Raw genomic sequence first — 21008 nt, forward strand, 5'->3', positions numbered from 1 at the left:
GTTGTTGATTGTTTTCGTACTGCTTTTGTATGGAGGAGCGGAAGCACATACAGCTAAATGACATTGATGCTTATAAAGTAGCCTTTAACCTGAGCAACTATATATGATCAAGAGCAGAAGGGTGGGAGCATTTTGCGAAACTCAACATTGGTATTCAGTTCACTAAAGCCGTAGACAGCATTTCTGCAAACATTGCGGAAGGTTTTGGCCGTTATGGAAAAAAGGAGAAGATACAATTCTTTAGGTATGCCAGAGGTTCAGTTTATGAATGCCTGGATTGGAATGAAAAGTGTAAAATTAGAAAGCTGCTTCCGCAGGAAGAGTATGAATATATTTTCTCTGTACTGCAGAAGTTGCCAAAGCTGATAAATACTTTAATAAAAGTGACAAACACTAACCTGCAGATGTAGCTTTCCAACAATCAACAACTAACAATCAGCAAAAAAATTGGAAATAATAAACTCAATCGTGACGTGGGTAATGAAGAAGCGGATTCATGACATTGATCTGTTTCGGAAGTATCCGCATGAGGTGCAGGCAGAGCTGTTCCAGAACCTGATTAGCACGGCTAAGAATACGGAGTGGGGGAAGAAATACGGTTACAAAGACAACTTGTCTGTCCGGGAGTTTCAGGAGCGGGTGCCGGTTACGGATTATGAGAATCTTTACCCTTACATTGAACGGGTGATGAAGGGGGAGCAGAACCTGTTGTGGCCAAGCAAAATTGAGTGGTTCGCAAAGTCATCCGGCACGACCAATGCCCGCAGCAAGTATATACCTGTTAGCCCTGAGTCGCTGGAGGATTGCCACTACAAAGGAGGCAAAGACATGCTTTCTATCTACGTGAACCTGTACCCGGAGACAAAGCTTTTCTCAGGCAAGGGCCTTTCCATTGGCGGTAGCCACCGGCCCAGCGAGTTCAATTCCAAGATTTCATGCGGCGATGTATCAGCCGTTATCATGCAGAACCTGCCTATCTGGGCCGAGGCCATGCGCACACCGCCGCTCAAAGTAGCGTTGATGGACAAATGGGAGGAGAAGATAGAGAAGATGGTGGAACTGACGGTAGAGGAGAACGTCACCAGCATGAGCGGTGTACCTACCTGGACATACGTGCTGCTGAAGCGCATCCTTGAAGTGACCGGTAAAAGCAACATCCTGGAGGTGTGGCCTAACCTGGAGCTGTTCACACACGGTGCGGTGGCTTTTGGACCTTACCGCCAGTTGTTCCGCGACATCATCCCATCAGATAAGATGCATTACCTGGAGGTGTACAATGCCTCTGAAGGCTTCTTTGGGATACAGGATCAGGCTGGTACGGAAGACGAAATGCTGCTGATGCTGGACTATGGCGTGTACTATGAGTTTATCCCGATGGACCAGTTCGAGGAAGAGCAGCCTAAAACCCTGACACTGGACCAGGTGGAACTGGATAAGAATTACGCTATTGTAATTTCGACGAATGCAGGGTTGTGGCGGTATAAGATTGGCGACACCATCCGTTTTACCAGCCTTGACCCATACCGCATTAAAATTTCCGGCCGCACCAAGCACTTCATCAATGCTTTCGGCGAGGAGGTAATTGTGGAGAACGCGGAGGTTGCTATTACAAAAGCCGCGCAAGCAACGGGTGCCATTATCTCAAACTTCACAGCAGCACCGGTTTACATGGAGAGCGGCAAGCGTGGCGGGCATGAGTGGCTGATTGAGTTTGAGAAGGAGCCTGATAGCCTGGCGCGTTTCACCCAGGTGCTGGACGAAACGCTGCGGGACGTAAACTCCGACTATGATGCCAAGCGGCAGAACGACATTGCGCTACAGGAGCCTATTGTGCACGCCGCCCCACAAGGCACTTTTATGAACTGGCTGCGCCACAAAGGCAAGCTGGGAGGCCAGAACAAGGTGCCCCGCCTCAGCAACTCCCGTGAGCACCTGGAGGAGATTATGCAGGTAAACGGGATGTTGTAGATGTAGAGTGAGAACCTGTTTCTGTTTGTGTGGCTGCTGCATGTATAACTTTAGCTGCAACGGTAGAAGCTTTAAAAGCAGTGAGAAGGGCTCCCTCTCGAGCCAAAGTTAGATAAGAAGGAGTACGAATATATCCTCATAAAAAGCAACAGTCCCGGCAACTTACGCTTGCCGGGACTGTTGCTTTTGGTATTTACAGGTATTATCCCTTCATGCTTTATAAGTAGAAGCGAAGCGCAACCTATTCCATAAAGCTGCTGAACATGCCACCTTCTTTATTTGCGTTTTCCCCGTGTGGTACCAGTGCCTCTATCAGCTTCTTCACTGGCATAGACTGCAGCCACACGCGGCCAGTGCCACGCAAGGTGGCCAGAAAGATGCCTTCACCGCCAAAAATCATCGATTTCAGTCCGCCTGCCTGCTGTACGCTAAAATCAATACCCTCTTCAAAGGCGACCACACAACCGGTGTCTACACGCAAGGTCTGGTTATTCAGCTGCTTTTCCACCACTGTGCCGCCGGCATGTATAAAGGCCATGCCGTCTCCCTGCATCCGCTGCAGTATAAAACCCTCGCCACCGAAAAAGCCGGAGCCCAGGCGCTGATTAAAATGAATGCTGAGCTTAGTGCCTAAAGCGGCAGCTAGAAAGGCATCTTTCTGCGTAATCAGGCTGTTGTTGCGCATCTGGCGCAGGTCAATGGGTAAGATAGTGCCCGGGTAGGGCGCTGAGAAAGCTACGCGGCTTTTGCCATAGCCCCGGTGCGTAAAGTGGGTCATGAATAAGGATTCGCCCGTAATCATGCGGGAGCCGGCTGAAAGCAGTTTTCCGAAGAAACCCTGACTTGGGTTGGAGCCGTCGCCCATCTTTGCCTGGAAATCGATGCCTTCTTCCATGTATACCATGGCGCCTGCCTCGGCAATCACAGTTTCATTGGAATCCAGCTCCACTTCCAGCACCTGGATGTCGTTTCCGAAAATCCTGTAGTCGATTTCGTGTGAATTTATCATAGTTTTAGGATGGTTTGTTGCGACAGCAATATAACGAAATCAGTCTTCATCGTCCTCATCCTCGTCATCCCTGCCTTTTCTGCGCCGGGCTTTGGGCAGGTCTGTCTCTTCATCTTCATCAGAAGCGGTGTTGGTATTGCGCACAAAATCCTCGTCTGTTTCCTCTACTTCTTCGCCTTCTTCTATGTGGTAGGCTTCCTCTTCCTCCCGTTTGGCCTTTTCGGCGGCATCACGCTTCACCAGCTTCTTATCTTCCACATTGCGGTTCAGGAACTCATTTATTTTGTCGATGCTATAGTTCGAGATAATCTCGCCGTGCTCGTTCACCTTTATTTCAAAGCCCTCCAGGTCTTTATGCACTTTCGACTTTTTCTTGCTGCTCTTATCGTCTTTTTTATTCTTAGCCATGGTTATACAGGTTTGTACTCTTGTTGTATAAGCTAAGCAGCCGTAATTTGTTGCAAAGGGAGCCTAACGGAGTCAATAAAAAAGGCTAGCCATACAGGCTAGCCTTTTTTCTCTATCTATAGCGTGCTGCTTATGCTGCAGTGTAAGGGCTGAGTTTCTCAATGGCGGCTTCAATGCGGGAAGCAGTCTCCTCGCGGCCTATCACTTCAATGATCTGCATCAGGTCAGGGCCAGCTTCTGCGCCTGTTACTGCTAAGCGCAGGGCCTGCATTACCTGTCCAATCTTCATGCCGTGGCGCTCCAGAATGCTTGTCAGAAGCTCCTTCACGGTATCAGCATTGAAGTTTTCCAGCGAAGACAGCTCATTTTTGAAGTCTTCGAAAACGGCAACAGACTGGCTGTTCCATTTTTTAGAGGCTACCTTTTCGCTGTATTCTGTGGGGGCAATAAAGAAATACTTTGCCTCCTCCCAGAAATCCTGCGGAAAGCTTACTCGCTCCTTCATCAGGCCGGCAATTTTTTCTGCCTTCTCATGCGACGTAGTAGTACCATTCTCCTCCAGCGCTTTCAGCAGGTAATCTGCCAGTTCGCTGTCTGGTTTGGCACGCAGATACTGCTCGTTAAACCACCGTGCCTTCTGGATATCGAAGCGGGTGCCTGATTTACCGATGCGCTCTACAGAGAATTCCTCTATAAGCTCCTGCATGGAAAACAGTTCCTGCTGCGTGCCAGGGTTCCAGCCCAGGAAAGCCAGGAAGTTAACAAAGGCATCAGGCAGATAACCGCTCTCACGATAACCTGAAGATACTTCTCCTGTATTTGGGTCCTGCCAGCGTAGCGGGAACACCGGGAAGCCCAGCTTATCGCCGTCGCGCTTGCTTAGCTTTCCGTTTCCGTCCGGCTTCAGGAGCAACGGCAGGTGCGCAAACTCCGGCATGGTGTCTTCCCAACCCAGGTAGCGGTACAGCAGCACATGCAGCGGGGCAGACGGCAGCCATTCCTCCCCGCGGATTACGTGCGTAATCTTCATGAGGTGGTCGTCTACGATGTTGGCCAGGTGGTACGTTGGCATACCATCCGACTTCATCAGTACTTTATCATCAATGGCAGAAGAGTGTACCATCACCCAGCCACGAATCAGGTCCTTCAGGCGCACTTCCTCTTTGCGGGGCACTTTCAGGCGGATTACGTAAGGGTCACCGGACTCCAGGCGGCGCTTCACCTCATCTTCTGGCAATGTGAGGGAGTTTTTCATGGTGGCGCGGGTGATGGCGTTGTACTGTGGCGTGGCCACTTTCGCCGCCTTCAGTCGCTCACGCATTTCCTCCAGCTCCTCCGCTGTGTCGAAGGCATAGTAGGCATGGCCGCTCTCGATTAACTGCAATGCATACTGCATGTACATCGGCTTCCGCTCCGACTGGCGGTACGGCGCATAAGGGCCGCCGTTCCAGGGGCTTTCGTCCAACTCTATGCCACACCACTCCAGCGACTCACGAATATAATCCTCCGCGCCCGGCACAAAGCGGGTCTGGTCGGTGTCTTCGATGCGCAGGATCATCTTGCCGCCTGTTTTGCGGGCCAGCAGGTAATTGTATAGGGCAGTGCGCACACCACCAATATGGAGAGGCCCGGTCGGGCTTGGGGCAAAGCGTACTCTAACTTCTCTTTCCATGTATTTGTGTCTGGTTCAGATCGTTCTAATTCGGCACAAAGGTACAAAATAAAGTTTGTTTAGGTAAGTGCTGCACCAGCAAAGGCAGCGGAACCGGAAACAAGCCAGAGCGCTGAGAATTAATTCTTTATAAACATAATCAGATATTTCCGTATTTGCTTAATAAAGAATTCAAGATAGTGCAATGGTGCGAAGGCGGCTTAAAATAGTATGGTGCCTGTTAAAGGAGACTTCGTCAGAGTTTATAGATAACAACTCCTGGCAAAAAGGGGCTGCCCTGGCTTATTATACCATATTCGCCTTGCCGCCCATGCTCATTATCATCATCAGTGCCGGGGGGTACTTCTTTGGAGAGCAGGCAGTATCAGGTGAAATATACTACCAGATAAAGGAGGTCATTGGTACAGAGGGTGCCTACTCGGTGCAGAAGATGGTGGAAAATGTAAATGAGTTCTCAAACATTACGCTGGCTGCGGTAACCGGTGTTATTGCGCTCTTTATTGCGGCTACAGGTGTTTTCATCTCGCTCCAGGATTCGCTCAACGAAATATGGTACGTGAAACCGAAGCCAAAGCGAGGCTATGTGAAGCTGATCCTTGACAGGTTTCTTTCTTTTGGCATGATCCTGATTATTGCTGTTATTCTGCTGCTTTCGCTGCTGGCAAATGCAGTGCTGGTAGCCATTGGAGACTTCCTGACGGCGCGTTTCTCCAGTTGGGTGATATATGTGCTGCATTTTGGAAACTTCGCCTCTGTGCTGTTGCTTATGTCTTTCCTGTTTGCCTGCATTTATAAGTTTCTGCCTGATGCGAAAATAAAATGGCGCGACGTGTGGGTAGGGGCACTGGTAACAGCTTTGCTGTTCGTAGCTTTTCGGGGGCTGATAGGCTTTTACCTGGGCAAGAACGATGTGGGCTCTGTGTACGGAGCGGCAGGCTCTGTGGTGGTCATACTTACCTGGGTGTTCTTTAACTCTCAGATCATCTTTTTTGGAGCCGTGTTCACGTTTGTGTATTCCCGCAAGTATGGCTTTAATATCTATCCGGCAGAGTACGCGGTGCGTGTTATCCGGAAGCAGGTGGAGGTTGGAAACTCAGCCGTTAACGCAAACCTGGATGTGCATGAGGAGGAAGTTTACGGAGAAGAGCCGGTGGGGAAATCTGCCGAAGATACAGATGAAGGAACAGCTGCACAGGGAGCCAACATCTGAGAGGGAAAGGACACATGACAAAAGAAGAAGGATAAAAGACAAAGGAAAGCTAGGTCCTGGTTTTCCTTTATCTTTTATCCTTTTCAAAGCATTCTATGAGTGCTTATCGAAGCGTTAAGTCTTACTTAACCAGCGAACACTTACCTTATTTGGCTGCGATGCAGGAAATCTCTACGTTAACGTCTTTTGGCAGGCGGCTTACTTCCACGGTCTCACGGGCGGGAGGGTTGCTGGTAAAGTAGCTGCCATAGACTTCATTGATGCGGCCAAAGTTATTCAGGTCTTTCACAAAGATGGTGCATTTTAATACATTTCCGAAGCTCATGCCTGCTTGCTGTAAAATGGCGCTCAGGTTTTTCATAACCTGGTGCGTTTCGCTTTCAATACTGTCGTTCACCAGGTTTCCGCTTGCCTGGTCAAGCGCAATCTGGCCCGACACGTAGAGGGTGCCATTTGCCATGGTTGCCTGGCTGTAAGGGCCAATAGGAGCAGGAGCCTGAGAAGAGGTGATGATGCTGTGTGCCATAGACGGATTCGTTTTATATTGTATCTTTACTATCAAAAGTACTGAATTTTTATGCACATAGTTGTTTTATCAGAGCCGGAAATGGCGGAGGAGTTTAAGCAGAAGTTCCCGGAAGGGAATGAAGGAATAAGCTTTTCCTTTTTGCACCACCTCAACCTGCAGGGAGAGCAGCTGCGGCCAACAGACATCATATTTGACTTTTCGCTGCACAAACGGCCGGAGCGCCTGAGCTTTTATGCGCCGGAGCAGGTGGTGTTCTGCAATGCGGCTACGGTGCAGCTGGCGGCACTGGTAAGTGAGGTGGAGCTGGAGGAGCCCTGTACGCTGATTGGTTTTAACGGCCTTCCGACTTTATTCAACCGACCTGTGCTGGAGGTCAGCCTGCTCAATCCGGAGCATGAAGAGAGGTTGAAAGAGGTGTGTGCTGCATTAGGTACGGAGTACCTGCTAGTGGATGACAGAGTGGGCATGGTGACACCCCGTATGATTTGCATGATCATCAATGAAGCCTGCTTTACACTGCAGGAGCAAACGGCCAGCATCGTGGATATTGACCAGGGCATGAAGCTGGGTACAAATTACCCAATGGGCCCCTTTGAATGGGCAAACCGCATGGGAGTAGAAAACGTGTACGAGGTGCTGAAAACTGTATATGACGACACGAAAGATGAGCGCTATAAAATTTGCCCCTTGCTCAAGACAAAATACCTGAAAGGGGAGCAGTTTTAAGTGTAGTAGCTTCTGCGTTGCCTCTCCTCAGTTACCCGTAGTTTTGGGAAGGAACAAATGCACTACTGATTTTGGCAGCTATACCTATTCAAAATGAGTTTCAGGAATAGTGAGGGAAAACAAAAAAGGGAGCCAGCAGTGGCTCCCTTTTTTGTTTATGGGTGTATGGCTTATTCTACTGTTACGGACTTCGCCAGGTTTCTTGGCTGGTCTACGTTGCATCCGCGCATTACCGCAATGTGGTAAGAGAGCAGCTGCAATGGAATAACAGATAACAAAGGCATCAGGTGCTCGCTTGTCTCCGGAATTTCAATCACGTAATCTGCCATAGACGGAATAGTCGTGTCTCCTTCTGTTACAACAGCGATTACCCTGCCTTTACGGGCACGGACTTCCTGCACGTTTGAAACCACTTTCTCGTATGAGCTGTCCTTTGTGGCAATTACCACCACTGGCATGTGCTCGTCTATGAGGGCGATTGGGCCGTGCTTCATCTCTGCCGCCGGATAACCTTCTGCATGAATGTAAGAGATTTCCTTCAGCTTCAGGGCACCTTCTAAGGCTACCGGGTAGTTGTACCCGCGGCCCAGGTAAATGAAGTTAGTGGCATCTTTGTACTTCGCCGATATTGCTTTGATTTGGTCATCCAGCTGCAGGCATTGCTCTACTTTAGCCGGAATGGTCTCTAACTCTGCCATCAGCTGGCGAAGCTTGGTTTCTTCCAGTGTTCCGCGTCTGCTGCCGATAATCATCGCAATTAGTGTCAGCACCGTTACCTGAGCAGTGAAGGCCTTTGTACTGGCAACACCAATTTCAGGGCCGGCGTGTGTGTAAGCGCCGGCATCTGTGGCGCGGGCAATCGATGAGCCTACCACGTTACAGATACCGAAGATAGTGGCACCCTTCGATTTCGCTAATTCCAGTGCAGCCAGCGTATCTGCTGTCTCTCCTGATTGCGAAATGGCGATAACAATATCCTTCTCTGTAATAATCGGGTTCCTGTAACGGAATTCTGATGCATACTCTACCTCCACAGGAATGCGGGCAAAGTCTTCAATCAGGTATTCAGCTACCAGGCCGGCGTGCCAGGATGTACCGCAGGCTACAATGATGATGCGTTTCGCTTTAACAAACTTGTTTTCGTACTCCCGTATGCCACTCATCATGAGGTGATCACTCTCGGCAATCATACGGCCACGCATGCTGTCCAGGATAGAGCGCGGCTGCTCAAAAATCTCCTTCAGCATGAAGTGCTCATAGCCGCCTTTCTCGATAGACTCCAAAGCCATCTCAAGCGTCTGTACGTAAGGCGTTTGCTGCACGTCCTCCTTTGTGCGGATTTCCAACTCGCCGTCTTTTATCACAGCCAGTTCGTAATCGTTCAGGTAAACCACCTCATTGGTGTACTCAATGATAGGCGTGGCATCAGAAGCAAGGAAATATTCTCCCTTGCCAACACCTACTACCAGCGGGCTACCCTTGCGGGCAGCTATTAGTTGGTTGGGGCTTTCTTTGGAAAGAACTACAATGGCATAAGCGCCCACTACTTCGTGCATGGCCAGTCGGACTGCCTCCGGTAGGGAGCAATTGTTGTTCTGGAAAATATCCTCAATCAGGTTAATAAATACCTCTGAGTCTGTTTCGGAGTGGAAAGTATGGCCTTTCTGGATAAGCAGTTGCTTCAAAGAGGCATAATTCTCGATAATACCATTGTGGATAATGGCAATACCCTTGGATGTGGAATAGTGAGGGTGAGCATTTTCATCATTTGGCTCCCCGTGCGTAGCCCAGCGGGTATGGCCCATGCCAATGTTCCCGTGTGTGTCTTCCTCTGAGATAGCAGCCTCCAGGTCTGCTACCTTTCCTTTTTTCTTGTATATGTTCAGAGCGCCATCCATCAACGCGATACCTGCGCTGTCATAGCCCCTGTACTCCAGTCGCTTCAGACCCTTTATAATGATAGGGCAAGCTTCTCTATGCCCAACGTATGCTACAATTCCACACATAATTTGTTTTCGGTATAAAAATATAATAGGTACCACAAAGGTACCTATTTATTCAGAATATTTATGAGCTTTAAAAATCTATATATAAATATTTAGCTAAATGCTTTTGTTAAACTTAAAGCAGGTTTGGAGAATACTACTGGCCAAGCTGGTTGTAAAGTTCATAATATGAGTCCAGAAGCGTATCATCGGCGCTAACGGTGCTGATGCTCTTTGTTTTCTTAAACTCATTGAATATTGCATTTATGCTGTCTCCAAAATCTTCGTTGGTTTTGATAACAGCGTCTGCGTACTTCATGCCGCACTTCACAAAGCCATCGCAGTCAGCAGACTGCAGCTCGGTAAGCATGCTGTCGTCAATGTCCATCATCTTCACCTTGTCCAGCAGGCCTTCGCCAAACTTCTGTGTGTAGTTGTGCTTGTACACTGTAAACATCGACTTGGCATCTTTGAAGATAGGATCTTTCTTGTAAGTCGTCTTCAGGTACATTGGAATTAAGCCTGTCATCCAGTCGTTGCAATGTACAATGTCTGGTGCCCAACCCAGTTTCTTTACGGTTTCTAATACACCTTTGCAGAAGAAGATAGCGCGTTCATCGTTGTCAGCATGAAACTTGTTGTTTTTATCAACAAACACGGACTTTCTGTGGAAATAATCTTCGTTGTCGATAAAATAAACCTGTAGCTTTGCATTCGGGATGGAGGCTACCTTAATTACCAATGGTTTCTCGTCATCGCCGACAGCGATGTTGATGCCAGAAAGGCGTACCACTTCATGCAACCGATTCTTGCGCTCATTGATTAGGCCAAACCGTGGCACAAAAATGCGGATCTCCATTCCCCGTTCTTGCATCCCCTGCGGTAGCGTCTGAAGAAACTCAGCTACTTTGGTGGTCTGTAAGAAGGGATTCATCTCGGTGGCGGCGTATAAGATTCGCAATTTAGACATGGATATGTGGTTAAAATTTAAAAAGCAACAGTAATGGGACGTGCAAAATTAGTAATTTTTATTCTAATTTTCAATTTTAAGCGCTATAACTTACTTTTGCCGGCTTTTACCAATCCCAAACATGAATAGGACCGACATGGAAGTTATAAAGCAGGTTAATAGCATCCGAAAGCGGGTGCAGGCATTACGCTGTAGCGGCAAAAGCATTGGCTTTGTACCTACCATGGGTGCCCTGCACGAAGGGCACTTGCAGCTGCTTCATGCCTCCGCCAAAGAAAACGATGTAACAATTTGTAGCATTTTTGTAAATCCCACGCAGTTCAATAATCCGGACGACTATAAACTATACCCCCGCACCTTAGATAAAGACACCGAGCTGCTGAAATCAGCTGGCTGCGATATTTTGTTTGCACCAAGCCCGGAGGAGGTATATCCACCACAACAGCTGCTGCTTCAGTTTAGTTTCGGACCGCTCCAGGATGTGATGGAGGGCGAGCACCGGCCGGGGCATTTTAACGGAGTGGCCACCATCGTGAGCAAGTTGTTTCACCTGGTGCAGCCGCATCGCGCTTACTTCGGCCAGAAGGACCTGCAGCAGGTGGCTATTGTGCGGCAGTTGGTGCATACACTTAGTTTCGACCTTGAATTAGTGTGCTACCCTACCGTGCGCGAGGAGGACGGCCTGGCCATGTCGTCCAGAAATACACGCCTGAATGCAGAACAGCGGCAAATTGCCCCCAGCTTATACAGAGCCCTTAAAATGGCCGAAACGCAACTGCGCCAGCAGCCGGTGGCTGCTATAAAAGCGGAGGTAAGTGCTTACCTGAAAGGCGTGGGTGGCGTGACACTGGAGTATTTTGAAATCGCTGACCCGAATACGCTGCAGCCTGTGGAAGATATAACACAGGTGCAGGAAGTTGCGCTCTGTATTGCAGCTGTAGTGGGTCCTGTGCGCCTCATCGATAACATTCTGGTGAATTTAAACGAAGTATAGGTTGTTTAGCCACTGAGGGGCAAACTGGCGCTTAAGGCTTTGGTAGTTAATATGAGGCCAATTATCTAACTTTGCGCCTCATTACAGAAACATACCATGTATATTGAGGTTTTAAAATCCAAGATTCACCGCTGCAAGGTAACACAGGCCGAACTGCATTATGTGGGGAGCATCACCATTGATGAGGACCTGATGGATGCAGCTAATGTGGTGGAGAATGAGAAAGTACAGATTGTAAACATCAACAACGGTGAGCGTTTTGAGACTTATGTGATCAAGGGCGAGCGTGGTACCGGCACTGTTTGCCTTAACGGACCTGCGGCACGTAAAGTGCAGGTAGGTGACATCGTGATCATCATCTCTTACTGCAGCATCAAGTTTGAAGATGCGAAAAGCCATACGCCAACCCTTGTATTCCCCGACCAGCACAACCGCCTGGTATAACCTGCCTTTATGAAAAAGCTGCTCTCCATTCTGAAGCCAGTGCTGTTGCTGAGTGTATCTGCCTTTTTGATGTGGTATGCACTTAAAGAGCTGGACTTTGAGAAAATGTGGGCAGAGTTTCTGAATGCGGACTATGGCTGGGTGCTGGTGTCGCTGGTGATGGGGGTGCTGGCTTATATGAGCCGCGCTATCCGGTGGCAGATGCAGATAAAACCTACCGGCTATCAGCCCTTGCTTCGTAATACCTACAGTGCCATGATGATTGGCTATGTGGCCAACCTTGTGCTGCCTCGTATGGGCGAGGTGGTGCGCTGCAGTGTGCTTAAGCGGACGGACGGAGTGCCTGTAAATGCAGGGTTCGGCACTGTTATCGCAGAGCGTATTATAGACCTGGTGATGCTGTTGGTGGCTGTGGGGCTAACTTTTCTGATTGAGTTTGGCCGCATCCAGGCTTTTTTCCTTAGCCTCGTTTCTGATAAGTATAGCAACCTGGAGCAAAGCATGAGTTCGCTGTACTGGCTGTTCTGGGTGCTGCTGGGCTTAACCGTGATGCTGCTCGTTATAGGGTTGCGTTACCTGAGCCGCCTGCGCAAAAACACCTACTTCCGCAAAGCTGTTGATTTCGTAAAGGGGATGCTGAAAGGCGTTTTCAGCATTACGAAGCTGGACAACCAGGTGGCCTTCTGGGGGCATACGGTTTTTGTGTGGGTGCTGTATTACGGTATGAGCCTGGTTGTTTTTTACGCTTTGCCCGCTACCTCCAATCTTTCCTGGGGTGCTGGCTTGTCGGTGCTGGTGGTAGGCAGCTTGGGCATGGCGGCACCGGTGCAGGGAGGCATTGGGGTGTACCACCTGCTGGTGCAGGCAACACTGCTGCTGTACGGAGTGCCAAAAGAAGCGGGTATGGCCTACGCCCTGCTGGCGCATACCTCTCAAACACTTTTGGTGGTTTTAATGGGAGTGCTTAGTTTTATGGGGAGCATGTTGCGTCAGCGCAGAAGCGCACGCGTGCACCTTACCGAAACAAAAGCAGAAACCCATGAACTCAAAAGATAAAATCTATACCCTTCCGCAACTGCAGGAGCAGGTAAATACCTGGCGCAACCAGGGCCAGAAAATCGTATTTACGAACGGCTGCTTTGACCTGCTCCACCTCGGGCATGTGGACTACCTTGAGAAAGCCAGACAACTTGGCGACAAGTTGGTGCTGGGTTTGAACACAGACGCCTCCATCAGCCGTATAAAGGGCCCAAGCCGGCCCTTGCAGGACGAAATGTCACGCGCCAGAATTATGGCATCCCTTTTGTTTATAGATGCAGTAGTGCTGTTCGACGAAAATACGCCTTTACAGCTAATAGAGGCGGTTCAGCCGGACATATTAGTGAAAGGAGATGATTATACCGTAGAAAGCATTGTAGGCCATGAGGTAGTGCTGGCAAGGGGGGGCGAAGTGAAAACAGTGCCCCTCGTAAAAGGCTACTCTACCACCAACATTGTAAAGAAAATAGAGAAGCAGTTAAATTAATAAAGGTTAAAATAAACTATGTTAGGTATATATTTTATAGGTATCGTCTTCATGCTGGTTAGCATGTGGGTGAGCCACAGATTAAAAAGTAAGTTCAAGGAATATTCCCAGACACCCCTTAGCTCCGGCCTGAGTGGCCGCGAGGTGGCAGAAATGATGCTGGCGGATAATGGCATCACGGATGTGCGTGTTATGTCTGTAGCGGGTCGCCTGACAGACCATTACAACCCGGCAGACAAGACGGTAAACCTGAGCGAGTATGTGTACGAAGCGCGAAGTGCCGCGGCGGCAGCGGTAGCGGCGCACGAGTGTGGTCACGCTGTGCAGCATGCAAGGGCATACAGCTTCCTGAAGTTCCGTTCGGCTATGGTGCCAGCGCTTAGCATCGCCTCCCGTTACATGCAGTGGATTATCCTTATCGGTATCCTGATGCTGCAGACAACGCCTGTGCCGCTGGCTATTGGTGTGGCTCTGTTCGGCTTAACAACTCTGTTCAGTTTCATAACATTGCCGGTAGAGTTTGACGCCAGTAAGCGCGCCCTTGCCTGGATTGACAGGAGAGGCATTGTAACCACGCAGGAGCATGGTATGGCAAAAGACGCTTTAAAGTGGGCTGCCCTTACTTATGTGGTAGCAGCTTTGGGTTCTTTGGCTACCTTGCTGTACTACGTGTCGTTGCTGATGGGCCGCCGCGACTAAATAATTTTCAATCTGCCTGATTGTGAAGCGCTACTTGTACTTTTTGTATAGGTGGCGCTTCTTTTTTTAAGAAAAACAGAACCAGATTAACGCAAATAAGTAACAGACACGGAGCATTACATAATAATAAGCGGAAATCGGAGTTTACTTAATGCCACTGAATTCTTAGTTTTGTACCAGATAAGTTTTATTAGAATATTTCTATAGATAGATCAAGGAATGGATTTTCAATTTACGGAAGAACAATTGGCAGTACAGGCTGCCGCCCGGGAGTTCGCCCAGACAGAACTGTTGCCTGGCGTGATTGAACGCGATGAGCACCAGAAGTTTCCTGCGGAGCAGGTAAAGAAAATGGGCGAATTAGGCTTTTTAGGTATGATGGTTGACCCAAAGTACGGTGGAGGCGGCATGGATGCCGTGTCTTATGTACTGGCCATGGAAGAAATCTCTAAAGTGGATGCCTCTGCCTCTGTTGTGATGTCGGTGAACAATTCGCTCGTTTGCTGGGGCCTTGAAACATTTGGTACAGAAGAGCAAAAGCAGAAATACCTGACAAGGCTTGCCACAGGTGAAATCATCGGAGCTTTCTGCTTGTCAGAGCCGGAAGCCGGTTCTGATGCCACCTCGCAGCGTACCACTGCCGAAGATAAAGGGAACTATTACCTGCTGAACGGCACCAAGAACTGGATTACAAACGGCAGTACCGCTTCTGTTTACCTGGTAATGGCCCAGACAAACCCGGAAAAAAAACACCGTGGTATTAACGCCCTGATTGTAGAGCGCGATATGGAAGGCTTCGTGGTTGGCCCGAAAGAGAACAAATTAGGTATTCGGGGTTCTGATACACACTCGTTGATGTTCACGGATGTGAAGGTGCCGAAAGAAAACCGCATCGGCGAAGACGGCTTCGGTTTCAAATTTGCGATGGCCACACTGGCTGGTGGTCGTATTGGTATAGCCGCACAGGCGCTTGGTATTGCCTCAGGAGCCTACGAGTTGGCTGTGAAGTACGCCCAGGAGCGCAAAGCTTTTGGAGTGGAGATTGCAAAGCACCAGGCAATTCAGTTTAAACTGGCCGAGATGGCGACGAATATAGAAGCTGCCCGCCTGCTATGCCTGCAGGCAGCATACGATAAAGACACACATCAGGACTACACCAAGTCTGGTGCTATGGCGAAGCTGTTTGCATCAAAAGTAGCCATGGAGACTACCGTAGAGGCAGTACAGGTGCATGGAGGTTATGGTTTCGTGAAAGAGTACCATGTGGAGCGTTTAATGCGCGACGCCAAAATCACACAAATCTATGAGGGTACTTCAGAGATACAAAAAATAGTAATTTCAAGAGAATTGCTTAGATAAATAAAGTCTTAAAAAGCTGTTTATCTGCGATTTAGGCTCTAGATATGTTTTTTCTAATTAAAATTTAATTTTTAAAAATTTTTGAATTTTATAAAGATTAATCTTAGCTTTAGGCCAAAATAAAGGGTAAACAGTATAAAAGTTAGTTGGTAAACATACATGGAAGATTATAATAAGATTATTGAGTCGCTTGGGGTGCGATTCATTAAAGCTAAAAATCTGGTGTTGCAGCAGCCTTTTACGGTGCGCAACTACTACGATGTTGGTAACAATCTGATTCTGCTCCATAAGGGCAGCATCTTTTTTGGCAACGAGGAGCAATTAGTAGAAGAGGGGGAACTTCTATTCATTCCGGGTGGCCGAAGCACAAAAGTTACCTATGGGCCATCGGGAGAAGGAAAGTCCATCACAAACGATGACCTGATCACAAACAGGGAGAAGTTCTTTAAAAGCAACAACGATCTGGATCTGATCGGTGACGCGGAAGAGAGCCATAGCTACGTGAGCTTCGAAGCGAAAGTATTCGACTCCGTGAACTTCTTTGCTTCGCTGGACCTGCCTGCGTTCCTCATCTCTAACAACAGCAAGCTGGCCAACCTGGTTATCAAAGTGGTGGAGGAGAACATGCAGGATCTGCCAGGTAAAGAGCGCCTGATCAACCTGTACACAGAGCAGATTGTGGTGGAGATTGTACGTCATATCCTGCGCAACAGAATGTTCGTGGAGCAACTGGCAACAAACAGCACCTACTTCAAGGATCCGCGCCTCATCGACCTGTTCAACTACATCAAGGAGAACATTGGTGGCGACCTGTCAAACAAAGTGCTTTCTAATGTAGCCAATGTATCAGAAGATTATGTAGGCCAGTACTTCAAAATGCTTACAGGAATCAACCCACAGGACTACATTGAGTACCAGCGTATGGAGCGTGCCGTATTCTTACTGCGCACCACCAAGAAGAGCATCCGTGAGATCGGTAAAGAAGTGGGCTACAAAGACACCGCTTACTTCTGCCGTCGCTTTAAGATGATGTTTGGTATACCTGCCGGTAAGATGCGTCGCCGTGAATCAGCGGTGAACATTTAAGGCAACGTTGTACGAAGAGACAAGATTAGAAACCTCGGCCATAAAGCCGGGGTTTTTTTCTATGTGGTTTCCTATCACAATCACGTCGGCGCCTGCATCCAGCGCAGCTTTCGCTTTATCTGCTGTATTGATGCCGCCGCCCACTATCACCGGAATGTCTACGGCCTCACGCACCGCTGTTATCATATCAGGGGAGACAGGCCTTTGGGCCCCGCTGCCGCCGTCCAGGTAAATGTAGCGCAAGCCCAGTAGTTCACCGGCCATGGCAGTGCAGGCAGCAATAGCCGGTTTGTTATAGGGGATAGGGGTAGTGCCGCTCATGTAAGAAGCGGTGGTCTGCTGGCCGGAGTCCACTAAAATATAACCCGTAGGGTATACCTGCAGCCTGCTTGCCTTCAATGTAGGGGCTGAAAGCACATGTTGGCCAATGAGGAAGTCGGGGTTGCGACCGGAAATGAGAGAGAGCAGCAGAATGCCATCTGCTTGTTTGTCAATATGCTGGCTATTGCTCGGGAAAAGTATAACGGGAATGGCTGTGTTCTTTTTCAGGAGCCGGACGATGCCCGCCTGGTTGTCCGTCGTGATCAGGCTGCCGCCAACAAAAAAGAAATCAATAGGATGAGCCGCGCTCAGGTCAATAAGATTCAGGCAGGAAGCCTCCGTCAGGTTGTCGGGGTCGAGCAGAACCGCAAAATGCTTCCTGCCTGAGTTGATTTGTTTTTTTTGTTGAAGGTCGTTAAATGGCATCCTCTTTTGGAACGATATACTCGGTTGTCTCTATCTCAGTAACCTCTACTACAGGCGCTGCTGCAATATCGTTATTTTTATCTTCAGAGACACTATGTAAGTATTCTTCCAGTTTCTTGCCGGCATAAATCAGCAGGAATGCCACTGCCTGTTGTGTCAGCACTTTGCCAACACCAGACTTTGTCAGGCCCTTTTTCCGTTTAGTCTTTTCTTTTTCCTCTGTGTACGTGTTATGGCCGTGGTCGGCGTGGTGCATACGCTCTGAGGAGAGGGTGTAATCATCCTCACGCTCATGCATAATAGAATCATAATCTATAACAGGGGTAGAGGATGGCACATCAATAACATGTCTTTCTCTTGGGACAACAATTCTGTTGGCTCTCTTCTTTTCTGCCTTTTTCTTCTTTTTCTCAGCTTTGATCGACTTTACTTTTTTTGTGCCGCCGCTGATCATGCGTTTCAGCAGGTAGGCTGCCAGCAAGGCCCCGCCTGCCATGGCTGCTTTCTTGCCATATTCCTGCCCCTGAGATTTTATTTGATCCACGTCACCCATCAGGGCGTTTTTGTACTCTTCTTTCTGCCGCTCTAAAAACTCCCGCTCATTGTCAAATAAAGGATTGGATAACTCGCTCATACGTGTGGTTCTCTTTTGTCCGGTTTATATAATGTGTTGTCAAAGGATTTATCTGCTACGCTCTGGAAAGCTTTCTTATCCAGGCCTATCAATAGTATCACCAGAATGATGATGTAAAGAAGGGCAACAATGCCAAATCCCCAGAATCTGCTGTTTAGCAGGGAGTTCAGTAGCAGGCCCAGAAAAATATTAACGAAGATGAAGCACATAAAAGCGACAAATCCAAGCAGTGCAAAATGCAGTGTGCTCACAAAAGTGGCTTTTAGCTTTTCCTGTATCTCCAGCTTAATGATATCAATCCGGGTATCAATGTACCCCATCAGGTTCTCCATGAGGTTGGGATTTCGGTCCCTTGTTCCGTTGTCTTGTATTGCCATAGTTTTCTTTTAGCTTTTTTTACGCTTTACCTGTATACGAGGGTATAAATAAAAATTTACGTAAAGTATAATTAAGTTAAAATACGTAATGTAGATAAGAAGTTAGAAGTGTAGTACGAATTTTGCGATTTCTTGTCCGCATTGAGTTAAATTTAACATCGACTTTCTTAGCTTAGCATCTGCTTGGAATACAATTTATATAACGTATTAGGTATAAGCCCGGGAGCCTCTGCCAAAGAGGTGAAAGGGGCTTATAAGCGGCTGGCGCTCAAGTATCACCCGGATAAGAATCCGGGGAACGCGCGGGCTGAAGAGCTGTTTAAACTGGTGAACAGTGCCTACCAGACGCTCTCTAACCCCAGCAAGCGTGCCCGTTATGATATGCGCCTGCAGTTCCAGCGTCAGCAGCAGCGTACGGTAGTGCAGCACCAGCAGCAGTACTACGACCCGCGCTATACCCAGACGCGGCAACCGGCAGGTGTGTCTGAACGCCACTACCGTAACATCAGGCGCGATGACAAACGCTTCTCGCGCAAAGACTGGTACATTACCTTCGGCTTTGTGGCCGGCTTGCTGTTCTTTAGCCTGCTGCTGAAGGTAACGATGGACCATATCACAGGCGAAGACAAGTACAAGACAGCCTTGACTTACATGGAAGACGGCAAATACAGCAGTGCGCACCGCCTGCTGTCGGATGCTATTCGGTTTATGCCTGAGAACGCGGCTGCCTATGAGGCCAGGGCTAAAATAGAGCTGAACGTGTTCGACAACTACTCCTCCGCGCTGCACGACTTAAACAGGGCGATTGCACTGCGGGAGAAGCCTTCGGCGCAGGTGTATTATATGCGCGGACGGAGTCATCAGCAACTGAAGCAGTATGAGCAGGCAGAAAAGGACTTAACGATGGCACTGGAGCTGAACGATAAGCTTTGGGGGGCATACCTGGCACGGGGAGAAGTAAGGCTTTTCTACCTGAAAGAGTATGAGCCTGCCGTAGCCGATTTTTCTCTTTACCTAAACAATAGCAGCGAGGGGGCAGATGTTGTGTCGGCGCTGACTTATCGGGGCTTTGGGTATTACAAACTAGGCAATTATAAATTGTCGGAGCAGGATTACAGGGCAGCACTGGCCCTGGACAAGGGGAATGGCCGGGCATATTACCTGCTGGGGCGCACAGAGCTGGAGCAACAGTCTGATTCAGCTTGCATGCACCTGTACCAGGCCTATCAGTTAGGGTATACGGGAGCGCTGCTGGAGCTGCGGGCCAACTGCCAGAATTACATCTACTAGTCCTGCTGCTGTAGCTTTTCCTGTAGTTTAGGGCTTGCCCAGTCTAAAGCTCCCAGAAAAACAGCTTCTACTTCGCCATTGGAGGAAACCAGGTAGGTCATAGGATAAACCGTCAGCGATTGATCAGCCAGTGGCGTATTGGCTCTCAAAAAGCCGAAGCTGTAATTGTGGCGGCTCCTGAACTTCTTTAGCTTCTCTACGGCTTCATCTGAAACAGTCAATATGGCCAGCTTATCTGCGTACTGCTGCTGCAGTTTATCCATGGAGGGCATCTCCTGCAGGCAGGGTGTGCACCACGTAGCCCACACATTCACCAGCAGCACCTTGTCCTGGTAGTCTTCCAGCGAAACAGTGTTCCCTTGCAAATCCGTTAGTTGCAAAGCTTCCCAGTTTACACTTTGGGGCACCAGCTTATGCAGCATGGTGAGCGAAAAAACAGCGATAATGCCTGCCACCGCAAAGCCTGTTCCATAGGCCATCCAAAATATTCTTCTTCTGCTCATGCTGTGGTTAGTTTAAAGTCAAAGCTGGATTTTCATAAAAAAGAAAAAATAAAACAGCGTAAGGAGGAGTACGGTACCGATGCCCGCAGCCATGCCAGCGAACAAGGCGCTCCATCTGAGTTTATTCATATCATTTAGTTGTGTTTTGCTATAACGTTTTACCTGGTTAATTAAATTCCGCTGTCTTATCAAAGGAGATAGGAGGCTTTGTAAATTTATTTATTACTTTTTATATAATTATTTATACTATAATCATTCGTAATCGTAAGTCTTTATAGATAGCTGGTAATCAGTTATCAACCAGTAGAAGCCACAGGGTTGTTGCTTCCGAGGCATGAAGCCAGTTAAAGTTAAAATCCTTTGCCAGTTAAAACAAGGCATCAGGTTAAAAGTAGCAGTAGCTGCCGGCAGGTTCGATTAGATCATAAACACTTAAAAGTTAATAGTATGGAAGCTAACAACACAATGGGTACAGCCAATGCAACCGAAATCCGCAGCGAGATAGAGCGGGCAAATCAGAAGTTTATGGAAGCCTTCCGCCGGCAGGATGCTGCGGGTTTGGCAGCGCTCTATACAGAAAACGGAACGGTGATGCCTCCCAACCACGAGACTGTGGAGGGCCAGGAGCAGGTAAAGGATTTCTGGCAAACCGTGATGAACATGGGAATTAAATCGGTAAAGCTTCGGACAGGGGAGGTGGAGCAGCATGGAGACACCGCTATTGAGGTGAGCCAGGCCACCCTTTTCGTAGAGGGAGATCAGGAAGTTGACCAGTCGAAATACATCGTTATCTGGAAGCGCGAAAACGGGGATTGGAAACTGCACCGGGATATCTTTAACAGTAATCTGCAGCCGCAGCAGGGGTAGCCGGAA

22 protein-coding genes and 1 pseudogene are annotated in these 21008 nt (G+C 48.5%); 13 read left to right on the forward strand and 10 right to left on the reverse strand.

What is annotated here, in order from left to right; all coding sequences use genetic code 11:
* Positions 1-134 precede the first annotated feature (134 nt).
* Positions 135-410 (forward strand): annotated as a pseudogene (locus ACYVB1_RS22070) (four helix bundle protein); the annotation flags it as partial.
* A gap of 37 nt (positions 411-447) precedes the next feature.
* Complete coding sequence (locus ACYVB1_RS22075; RefSeq protein ID WP_460925987.1) at positions 448-1968, forward strand: GH3 auxin-responsive promoter family protein; 1521 nt, start codon at positions 448-450, stop codon at positions 1966-1968.
* A gap of 241 nt (positions 1969-2209) precedes the next feature.
* Here ACYVB1_RS22075 and ACYVB1_RS22080 read toward each other — a convergent pair whose 3' ends face one another.
* From ACYVB1_RS22080 to gltX, 3 genes are all read right to left on the reverse strand, one after another.
* Positions 2210-2977, reverse strand: coding sequence for a TIGR00266 family protein (locus ACYVB1_RS22080; RefSeq protein WP_460925988.1), 768 nt, complete (start codon positions 2975-2977; stop codon positions 2210-2212).
* 39 nt (positions 2978-3016) lie between these two features.
* Positions 3017-3385 carry a hypothetical protein gene (locus ACYVB1_RS22085; protein WP_460925989.1) on the reverse strand — a complete coding sequence of 123 codons (369 nt, stop codon included), beginning with the start codon at positions 3383-3385 and terminating at the stop codon, positions 3017-3019.
* Between the two features lie 130 nt (positions 3386-3515).
* Complete coding sequence (gene gltX, locus ACYVB1_RS22090) at positions 3516-5057, reverse strand: glutamate--tRNA ligase (protein WP_460925990.1); 1542 nt, start codon at positions 5055-5057, stop codon at positions 3516-3518.
* Positions 5058-5241: 184 nt separating this feature from the next.
* On the opposite strand from gltX, the gene ACYVB1_RS22095 reads away from it, so the two are divergent.
* A complete protein-coding gene (locus ACYVB1_RS22095) occupies positions 5242-6267 on the forward strand; it encodes a YihY/virulence factor BrkB family protein (protein WP_460925991.1) in 1026 nt (341 codons plus the stop codon).
* Between the two features lie 145 nt (positions 6268-6412).
* Here ACYVB1_RS22095 and ACYVB1_RS22100 read toward each other — a convergent pair whose 3' ends face one another.
* Positions 6413-6793 (reverse strand): RidA family protein, encoded by a 381-nt coding sequence (locus tag ACYVB1_RS22100; RefSeq protein WP_460925992.1) that lies wholly within the window; start codon positions 6791-6793, stop codon positions 6413-6415.
* Between the two features lie 51 nt (positions 6794-6844).
* Here ACYVB1_RS22100 and ACYVB1_RS22105 point away from each other — a divergent pair, with 51 nt between their 5' ends.
* Positions 6845-7522 (forward strand): 3-hydroxyacyl-CoA dehydrogenase family protein, encoded by a 678-nt coding sequence (locus ACYVB1_RS22105; RefSeq protein WP_460925993.1) that lies wholly within the window; start codon positions 6845-6847, stop codon positions 7520-7522.
* Between the two features lie 170 nt (positions 7523-7692).
* Here the strand turns inward: ACYVB1_RS22105 and glmS are convergent, their stop codons facing one another.
* Both glmS and ACYVB1_RS22115 read right to left on the reverse strand, forming a co-directional pair.
* On the reverse strand, positions 7693-9528 hold the full coding sequence (glmS, locus tag ACYVB1_RS22110; protein ID WP_460925994.1) for a glutamine--fructose-6-phosphate transaminase (isomerizing): 1836 nt from the start codon (positions 9526-9528) through the stop codon (positions 7693-7695).
* Positions 9529-9664: 136 nt separating this feature from the next.
* Entirely contained in the window at positions 9665-10477 is an 813-nt protein-coding gene (locus ACYVB1_RS22115; RefSeq protein ID WP_460925995.1) for a glycogen/starch synthase, read from the reverse strand.
* Positions 10478-10598: 121 nt separating this feature from the next.
* Here ACYVB1_RS22115 and panC point away from each other — a divergent pair, with 121 nt between their 5' ends.
* The 7 genes from panC to ACYVB1_RS22150 all read left to right on the forward strand — a co-directional run bounded on the left by panC (position 10599) and on the right by ACYVB1_RS22150 (position 16584).
* A complete protein-coding gene (panC, locus tag ACYVB1_RS22120) occupies positions 10599-11471 on the forward strand; it encodes a pantoate--beta-alanine ligase (protein ID WP_460925996.1) in 873 nt (290 codons plus the stop codon).
* A gap of 96 nt (positions 11472-11567) precedes the next feature.
* A complete protein-coding gene (gene panD, locus ACYVB1_RS22125) occupies positions 11568-11915 on the forward strand; it encodes an aspartate 1-decarboxylase (protein ID WP_377482034.1) in 348 nt (115 codons plus the stop codon).
* Positions 11916-11924: 9 nt separating this feature from the next.
* Positions 11925-12971, forward strand: coding sequence for a lysylphosphatidylglycerol synthase transmembrane domain-containing protein (locus ACYVB1_RS22130; RefSeq protein ID WP_460925997.1), 1047 nt, complete (start codon positions 11925-11927; stop codon positions 12969-12971).
* Positions 12955-13440 carry a D-glycero-beta-D-manno-heptose 1-phosphate adenylyltransferase gene (gene rfaE2, locus ACYVB1_RS22135; protein ID WP_460925998.1) on the forward strand — a complete coding sequence of 162 codons (486 nt, stop codon included), beginning with the start codon at positions 12955-12957 and terminating at the stop codon, positions 13438-13440. The genes ACYVB1_RS22130 and rfaE2 overlap by 17 nt, the downstream gene beginning before the upstream one ends.
* Positions 13441-13458: 18 nt before the next feature.
* Complete coding sequence (locus ACYVB1_RS22140) at positions 13459-14139, forward strand: zinc metallopeptidase (protein WP_460925999.1); 681 nt, start codon at positions 13459-13461, stop codon at positions 14137-14139.
* Positions 14140-14358: 219 nt separating this feature from the next.
* The gene (locus ACYVB1_RS22145; protein WP_460926000.1) at positions 14359-15498 is read left to right on the forward strand and encodes an acyl-CoA dehydrogenase; all 1140 of its coding nucleotides are present in this window, start codon (positions 14359-14361) and stop codon (positions 15496-15498) included.
* Positions 15499-15657: 159 nt separating this feature from the next.
* A complete protein-coding gene (locus ACYVB1_RS22150; protein ID WP_460926001.1) occupies positions 15658-16584 on the forward strand; it encodes an AraC family transcriptional regulator in 927 nt (308 codons plus the stop codon).
* Here the strand turns inward: ACYVB1_RS22150 and ACYVB1_RS22155 are convergent.
* Genes ACYVB1_RS22155 through ACYVB1_RS22165 form a run of 3 tightly spaced genes read right to left on the reverse strand, consistent with a single transcriptional unit; the run spans position 16567 to position 18342 of the window.
* On the reverse strand, positions 16567-17331 hold the full coding sequence (locus tag ACYVB1_RS22155) for a phosphoglycerol geranylgeranyltransferase (RefSeq protein ID WP_460926002.1): 765 nt from the start codon (positions 17329-17331) through the stop codon (positions 16567-16569). The two genes, ACYVB1_RS22150 and ACYVB1_RS22155, sit on opposite strands and share 18 nt — an antisense overlap.
* A complete protein-coding gene (locus ACYVB1_RS22160; protein ID WP_460926003.1) occupies positions 17321-17965 on the reverse strand; it encodes a hypothetical protein in 645 nt (214 codons plus the stop codon). The genes ACYVB1_RS22155 and ACYVB1_RS22160 overlap by 11 nt, the downstream gene beginning before the upstream one ends.
* On the reverse strand, positions 17962-18342 hold the full coding sequence (locus ACYVB1_RS22165; protein ID WP_460926004.1) for a phage holin family protein: 381 nt from the start codon (positions 18340-18342) through the stop codon (positions 17962-17964). Before ACYVB1_RS22165 ends, ACYVB1_RS22160 begins: the two co-directional genes overlap by 4 nt.
* Positions 18343-18525: 183 nt before the next feature.
* Here ACYVB1_RS22165 and ACYVB1_RS22170 point away from each other — a divergent pair, with 183 nt between their 5' ends.
* Entirely contained in the window at positions 18526-19632 is a 1107-nt protein-coding gene (locus ACYVB1_RS22170; RefSeq protein WP_460926005.1) for a tetratricopeptide repeat protein, read from the forward strand.
* Here ACYVB1_RS22170 and ACYVB1_RS22175 read toward each other — a convergent pair.
* The gene (locus ACYVB1_RS22175; protein WP_460926006.1) at positions 19629-20135 is read right to left on the reverse strand and encodes a TlpA family protein disulfide reductase; all 507 of its coding nucleotides are present in this window, start codon (positions 20133-20135) and stop codon (positions 19629-19631) included. The two genes, ACYVB1_RS22170 and ACYVB1_RS22175, sit on opposite strands and share 4 nt — an antisense overlap.
* Before the next feature lie 447 nt (positions 20136-20582).
* On the opposite strand from ACYVB1_RS22175, the gene ACYVB1_RS22180 reads away from it, so the two are divergent.
* Positions 20583-21002 (forward strand): YybH family protein, encoded by a 420-nt coding sequence (locus ACYVB1_RS22180; protein ID WP_460926007.1) that lies wholly within the window; start codon positions 20583-20585, stop codon positions 21000-21002.
* Positions 21003-21008: the final 6 nt, after the last annotated feature.

This window comes from Pontibacter brevis, assembly GCF_054779655.1.

Excerpts from the sequence above, each read along its gene's own strand:
- ACYVB1_RS22155 (WP_460926002.1), bottom strand. The coding sequence starts at position 17,331 with ATGCCATTTAACGACCTTCAACAAAAAAAACAAATCAACTCAGGCAGG.
- ACYVB1_RS22150 (WP_460926001.1), top strand. The coding sequence starts at position 15,658 with ATGGAAGATTATAATAAGATTATTGAGTCGCTTGGGGTGCGATTCATT.
- rfaE2 (WP_460925998.1), top strand. The coding sequence starts at position 12,955 with ATGAACTCAAAAGATAAAATCTATACCCTTCCGCAACTGCAGGAGCAG.
- ACYVB1_RS22080 (WP_460925988.1), bottom strand. The coding sequence starts at position 2,977 with ATGATAAATTCACACGAAATCGACTACAGGATTTTCGGAAACGACATC.
- ACYVB1_RS22095 (WP_460925991.1), top strand. The coding sequence starts at position 5,242 with ATGGTGCGAAGGCGGCTTAAAATAGTATGGTGCCTGTTAAAGGAGACT.
- ACYVB1_RS22180 (WP_460926007.1), top strand. The coding sequence starts at position 20,583 with ATGGAAGCTAACAACACAATGGGTACAGCCAATGCAACCGAAATCCGC.
- ACYVB1_RS22160 (WP_460926003.1), bottom strand. The coding sequence starts at position 17,965 with ATGAGCGAGTTATCCAATCCTTTATTTGACAATGAGCGGGAGTTTTTA.
- glmS (WP_460925994.1), bottom strand. The coding sequence starts at position 9,528 with ATGTGTGGAATTGTAGCATACGTTGGGCATAGAGAAGCTTGCCCTATC.
- ACYVB1_RS22105 (WP_460925993.1), top strand. The coding sequence starts at position 6,845 with ATGCACATAGTTGTTTTATCAGAGCCGGAAATGGCGGAGGAGTTTAAG.
- panD (WP_377482034.1), top strand. The coding sequence starts at position 11,568 with ATGTATATTGAGGTTTTAAAATCCAAGATTCACCGCTGCAAGGTAACA.
- ACYVB1_RS22145 (WP_460926000.1), top strand. The coding sequence starts at position 14,359 with ATGGATTTTCAATTTACGGAAGAACAATTGGCAGTACAGGCTGCCGCC.
- gltX (WP_460925990.1), bottom strand. The coding sequence starts at position 5,057 with ATGGAAAGAGAAGTTAGAGTACGCTTTGCCCCAAGCCCGACCGGGCCT.
- ACYVB1_RS22085 (WP_460925989.1), bottom strand. The coding sequence starts at position 3,385 with ATGGCTAAGAATAAAAAAGACGATAAGAGCAGCAAGAAAAAGTCGAAA.
- ACYVB1_RS22165 (WP_460926004.1), bottom strand. The coding sequence starts at position 18,342 with ATGGCAATACAAGACAACGGAACAAGGGACCGAAATCCCAACCTCATG.
- ACYVB1_RS22140 (WP_460925999.1), top strand. The coding sequence starts at position 13,459 with ATGTTAGGTATATATTTTATAGGTATCGTCTTCATGCTGGTTAGCATG.
- ACYVB1_RS22130 (WP_460925997.1), top strand. The coding sequence starts at position 11,925 with ATGAAAAAGCTGCTCTCCATTCTGAAGCCAGTGCTGTTGCTGAGTGTA.
- ACYVB1_RS22100 (WP_460925992.1), bottom strand. The coding sequence starts at position 6,793 with ATGGCACACAGCATCATCACCTCTTCTCAGGCTCCTGCTCCTATTGGC.
- ACYVB1_RS22175 (WP_460926006.1), bottom strand. The coding sequence starts at position 20,135 with ATGAGCAGAAGAAGAATATTTTGGATGGCCTATGGAACAGGCTTTGCG.
- panC (WP_460925996.1), top strand. The coding sequence starts at position 10,599 with ATGAATAGGACCGACATGGAAGTTATAAAGCAGGTTAATAGCATCCGA.
- ACYVB1_RS22115 (WP_460925995.1), bottom strand. The coding sequence starts at position 10,477 with ATGTCTAAATTGCGAATCTTATACGCCGCCACCGAGATGAATCCCTTC.